The 4,932-nt window shown below is 61.6% G+C and carries 4 protein-coding genes and 1 tRNA gene; 3 read left to right on the forward strand and 2 right to left on the reverse strand.

All coding sequences use genetic code 11. From position 1 onward, the window contains the following. Nucleotides 1-6 precede the first annotated feature (6 nt). Nucleotides 7-83, forward strand: a tRNA-Met gene (locus tag ACH2EI_RS19335). A 275-nt stretch (nucleotides 84-358) separates the two neighbouring features. Then, nucleotides 359-1,171, forward strand: coding sequence for a hypothetical protein (locus ACH2EI_RS19340; protein ID WP_395153226.1), 813 nt, complete (start codon nucleotides 359-361; stop codon nucleotides 1,169-1,171). Nucleotides 1,172-1,475: 304 nt separating this feature from the next. On the opposite strand, the gene ACH2EI_RS19345 is transcribed toward ACH2EI_RS19340, so the two are convergent. Then, on the reverse strand, nucleotides 1,476-1,919 hold the full coding sequence (locus ACH2EI_RS19345) for a hypothetical protein (protein WP_395161207.1): 444 nt from the start codon (nucleotides 1,917-1,919) through the stop codon (nucleotides 1,476-1,478). Nucleotides 1,920-2,654: 735 nt separating this feature from the next. Here ACH2EI_RS19345 and ACH2EI_RS19350 point away from each other — a divergent pair. Further along, nucleotides 2,655-3,758 (forward strand): hypothetical protein, encoded by a 1,104-nt coding sequence (locus ACH2EI_RS19350; protein WP_395161209.1) that lies wholly within the window; start codon nucleotides 2,655-2,657, stop codon nucleotides 3,756-3,758. Here the strand turns inward: ACH2EI_RS19350 and ACH2EI_RS19355 are convergent. Continuing rightward, on the reverse strand, nucleotides 3,743-4,932 hold a 1,190-nt coding region (locus ACH2EI_RS19355), incomplete at its 5' end, for a tyrosine-type recombinase/integrase (protein WP_395161211.1). The two genes, ACH2EI_RS19350 and ACH2EI_RS19355, sit on opposite strands and share 16 nt — an antisense overlap.

The raw sequence follows: 4,932 nt of genomic DNA on the forward strand, positions 1-4,932 counted from the left end.
GTTCGCCGCGGGGTGGAGCAGTTCGGTAGCTCGTCGGGCTCATAACCCGAAGGTCGTAGGTTCAAATCCTACCCCCGCCACCAACGAAAGCCCTGGTAGATCGCATGATCTGCCAGGGCTTCTTCGCGTCACGGGGACGATCTTCTAACGGTTCTTCTAACGATTCGTTAGAACCGAGGTGCGCGAAATGACGATTCGCAGGGAGTTTCGACGATCTATGTGCGAGCGAGCACTTGACCCCGACGTGCTACCGGTCTGCCAACCGCACATCTGAGATCCCGTCGCCAGGCTGCGGCTGCAGTGGTCGTCGACCTACAGTGAGCGGAGCCATTAGTTGACGACGAGGGGGGCGTAGCGGGTGAACCCAGACTTTGAAGAGAAGACCTTTGAGGTCGCAGCGAACTTTGAGCTTGGGCTGCTCACACCTACGGTCGACCTCTGGGCACCGGGTCAGGTCTTGGAGGGCGTGCTCGGTTTCGATGTTATGGCAGAGCTGGACGGCGATTTGCACGACGTGAATCAGTTGCTCGGCGTCGCCATGCCGCCGGGGTTGTTGTGGAAGCCGTACTTCGGCAGCCCGCCTGGGGCCGGCTCTGCGCCTGATTGGGCTTCGCTCTTCCTGCAATACAAGCGTCCAGAGCGGATGTTCAGGCGGCGCGGCAAGTTCCTCAAGCTGTTCCCCGGCAAGTACTACCGATTTGATTTGGACGCAGATCAGCACGGAGCGCTGGTGGGCTTCCGGGGGGCGACGCTCGGGCAAGCACTGGTCTGTTACGCGTCGCCTCGCTTTCACACGAACGACGACATGATGTTCTACCGGCAGCACCGACTCGTCCTGGAACGTACGGCCTTCATCGAGGTCGGTGAAGCGGCCGACCACAAGAACGGCGCGTACGACGAAGTTGATGCGTTTCTCTGCTCGGAACCAGAGCGCGCTCCTCTCTATGGTCTTCCCGGTCTGGCCAGAGCGATCCGTCAGTTGGATGGGGTTGGAGACGACTCGGCTCAGGAGGGCCTCCTGCGCCACGTTCGCACCTTGGCTGACGCCGTCGCGCTGGTTTCGAGCATCGACGACCGAACAACCGACCAGCTTGACCTCGTAGACGTGGTGACGTCGATCCTGACCTTCGCAGTGGCCAACGAGGCCACCTGGTTGGTCTGTGCCCGTTGACAGATCGCCTTCACCATGATGCTTTCCGGATCTCCAATTCGCCTGCCCAGCAGTCAGCGGCTGCGATACTCGACTCAATGAGCAGAACGAAGGCGGGCTGATGTGGCGACGAGTTGATCTTCACAACCACACGTTTCCGAATGAGCGGTGTGATGATCAGTGGGACGCCGACCGCTTCGTGTCCTCCGCAGTCTCAGCAGGTGTCGAAGTTCTCGCATTGACTGATCACGACGCGTGTACAAGGTACGCAGACGTGGTCGGTGCGGCCGCTGATGACTTGGCAGTCCTTCCTGGTGTTGAGATTTCAACGGATCGAGGGCATGTGCTCGTGATCTCGGTTGGCGCCGAAGGTGATTCGGTGATTCAGGAGTTCTGTGGTCGCCTTGGCGTCAAGCCGGGTGGGCAGATCGACCTCACCGACCTTCTTGCGCTGCTGCCAAAGGAGGCCTCGACGGGCCACAGCTTCAGATCGCATGTGATCACCATCGGTGCCCATGTCGACCTGGAAGGTCACCTTCTTGGTCCGAGGAGTTCGCTGAGCTTGGAGCGGCAACTTGAGTTGGTCCGACAGCTCGACGCTGTCGAAGTGGCGCGCGATGAGGTGTTTGACGACTGGACGCACGGTGGGGTCAAGCAGCACGACCACCTGGTGATGCTCCGCGGTTCTGACACCCACGACCCCGCTGTCCGGCGCGTAGTCGATACCTACCTGTACCTCACTGAGGTCTCGGTGCCGTCGATCAAGCATGCGCTTGCGATCCCCGAGGCGTCAGTTGCGTTTGGGTTGCCCCCCGTGCCAGCTCCACATGTCAGTGAATCTTTCGAGATCAGTGGTGGGCTCCATGGTCCTCAGAGACTCCAGTTCGTCGATCGCGCAAACGCGATTATCGGCCCACCGAACGCGGGCAAGTCGTTGCTCATCGACTGCTTGAAGTTCGTCTTCGATCTCGAGTGCCAGATCGGTGAGGTGGAGTCAGTAACCAAGCGGAGAATCGCTGCCTGTCTCCCACGCGGCACAATCGTGTCTGTCGCTGTCCGATCGAACGGGCAGCGCTCAACGGTGACCCGAACGATCGGTGGCTCCGACGTACCGACGCCCCCATTCAAGCCGGTTGTGTTCAGCCAGACCGAGCTGGTCCGCCGGAGCCACGAACTGGTTCCGAGTGTTCACCTACTCGACGTCCATTGCGCGGAGGTCGTCGACCTTCAGGCCAGGCTGCGGGATGGAGCGAGCAAAGTCGGGCCATTGCTCTCTGCTTTGATCCGCAAGGCAGCACAGGCCAAGTCGCTCACGAGCATTCTTTCGAACACGGAGGATGGATTGGCAGCGACGAAAGCGACGCTGACTGCTCTCAGCGGCACGGAGCCGGTTGCACTTCGAGCTGGAGGCATCGCTAAGGCGGAGAGCTGGAGAGACGCAAGTCGGAGCCGACTTGATGACTGGCTCACGGGTCCGGCTTCCGGAGGTCCGACGCTTCCAAGCGTGCCGACAGAGCTGGACCCGGAGCATGAGGAGTTCATTCCCAGCGAGGAGCTTCAACAGTTGATCGACGACTATCGCATAGCCGCTGAGGAAGGCCGCAAACGTCTCGTCGGTGATGCATTGTCGTTGCTAGACGACCAGGAGGATCGCTTTGCCGAAGCGCAGGAGAAAGTTGACGAGGAGCTAGCTACTGCTGGCTGCGATGAGGGCACCGAGGTGATGACTCAACTGCGTGACCTACGCACGCGGTTGACGGAGCTCGAGTCGAAGGACACCCAGGCTGGGGCCATCGGTGATGAGATCGATCAGGGTCTGGTCGAGCTGAAGGCTCTCGTCGAGACGGCAGCTGCATTGCGGGCGGAGATCACCACCGAGCGCCGCGCTGCGGCGAGTTCAGTCAACGATTCCATGCGGTCCTTCTTCGCGGTCGTGGAGCCCAATGGTGACGCGGCGAAGGTGGACGAACTGATCGACACTCTGAAGCGAGGGACCTATCTGCGTGAGCCGGACTTGCTGAAGACTCGTGACGACCTGAATCGAGTCGAGCTTCTCGAGTTTGCCGTCCGATTGGCTCAGGGCCGAGTAGGCGCAGCAGAAAGCCGCTACTCAGAACAGCAGAAGATTGCGGCGAACGCGGTCGAGAGAGGGTTGCTGGAGGATCTTGCCAAGCTCGCGACGACATACCCTGCGGACTCGCTGGATCTAAGGCGCAAGATGCCTATGGGTACTGCCCCGGTTCCTTTCCGGGATCTCACCGAAGGGCTGCGCGCCTTGGCAATCAAGGAGGTTTCCTTCGCTGCGTCGGACCTACCGGTGATCACTGACCAACCTGAGGATGCAGTGCCCACGCGATCGGTGTATGAGTCACTCGTACCGACGATGCGCACCCAGCGCGCGACTCGCCAGTTCATCGTGATCAGCCACGATGCCAACATCGTCGTCGGCAGCGACGTCGAACACGTCAACGCCGTGCGCTGCGGCGCGTCCGGCGAAACTGTCTCGGGAAATCTCTTTTCCCGAGAGATTCGTGACCTTGCGTTGGAGCATTTGGAAGGTGGTCTCGAGGCGTTCGAGCGCAGATCTTCGCACTACTCCCGTGCTTGACGCTGTGCGTCGCCGAAGACCGCGTCGCCGAACGCGGCGGCCGCATCGGCTTGCATGCCGGGGAGGACGTGTTGGTAGACGGTCATCGTGAACGCCGGGCTGGAATGGCCGAGCCGTTCGCTGACGACCTTCACGGGGACGTTCGCCTTCAAAAGGATCGAGGCGTGGGTGTGGCGCAGGTCGTGGAGTCGGATGCGGCGCACACCGTGCTCGGCGACGAGTTGATCCCACACCTTCGAGAATCGGTCGGGATGGACCGGCCCGCCGTCGGGATGCGTGAATACGAAGTCGTCATCGTTGCGCGTGCCATTGCCCAGCTGCTGTTCGAGCTGCATCCGTCGCCACGTCCGCAGCACTGCGACCGTGCGCTGGTCAAGGTCGATCGTTCGCCGACTTGTGTTCGTCTTTGGCGCGCCGACCTGTGCCTCGTACCCGACGGAGAGCAGTTGCTGGTCGACGACGAGACGGGCCTTGTCGAGGTCGACGTTGCGCCAGGTGAGCCCCAGTAACTCGCCGCGGCGCATCCCGGTGTTCGCCGACAAGTAGATCGGAGCGAACCAGCCGGAGTCTTCGATTTCACCGAGGAACGATCGCAACTCATCGGCCGACCAGACCTGATGATCCTTCGCTCCGCCATTGCGGACCTTCGGCGGGTCGGCAAGGTCGGCGACATTGCGATGAACGGTGCCCTTGCGATGGGCGTCGGCGAGCGCCTTGCGGAGCATTCCGTGGATGTTGCGCACTGACTTGGGGGCGAGACCGCCGCCGGCGCCGTTGAGCTTCCCGTCGACGAGCAGCTCGGCGTAGAAGGTGTCGAGGTCTTCCGGCTGGAGCTGCCGGAGCTGGATCGTCCCGATCCTCGGTGCGACGTGCAGCCGAACGTTGTTGCGGTACGAGTCGAACGTGGACCGGCTCAGCTGCGACTTCTTCAACGGCAACCACCGATCGTTCAGGTAGTTGGCGAGGGTGATGCGATCCGGCGACCGGTAGTCGCCGTCCTCCTTCCGCTTCTCGATGGCCGCTGCCTCACGTTCGGCTTCCTTGCGAGTCGCGAACCCGTCGGACCAGTCGCGCTTCTCCCCGCCGGTCGCACGGTTGATGCCGCCGTACGCCACGACGAAGTAGCGGTTCCCCTTCTTGGCGATGTGAGCCATCTGTCGACCTGCCTCCTGAA

Source organism: Ilumatobacter sp. (genome assembly GCF_041688325.1).
GTDB lineage: Bacteria > Actinomycetota > Acidimicrobiia > Acidimicrobiales > Ilumatobacteraceae > Ilumatobacter_A.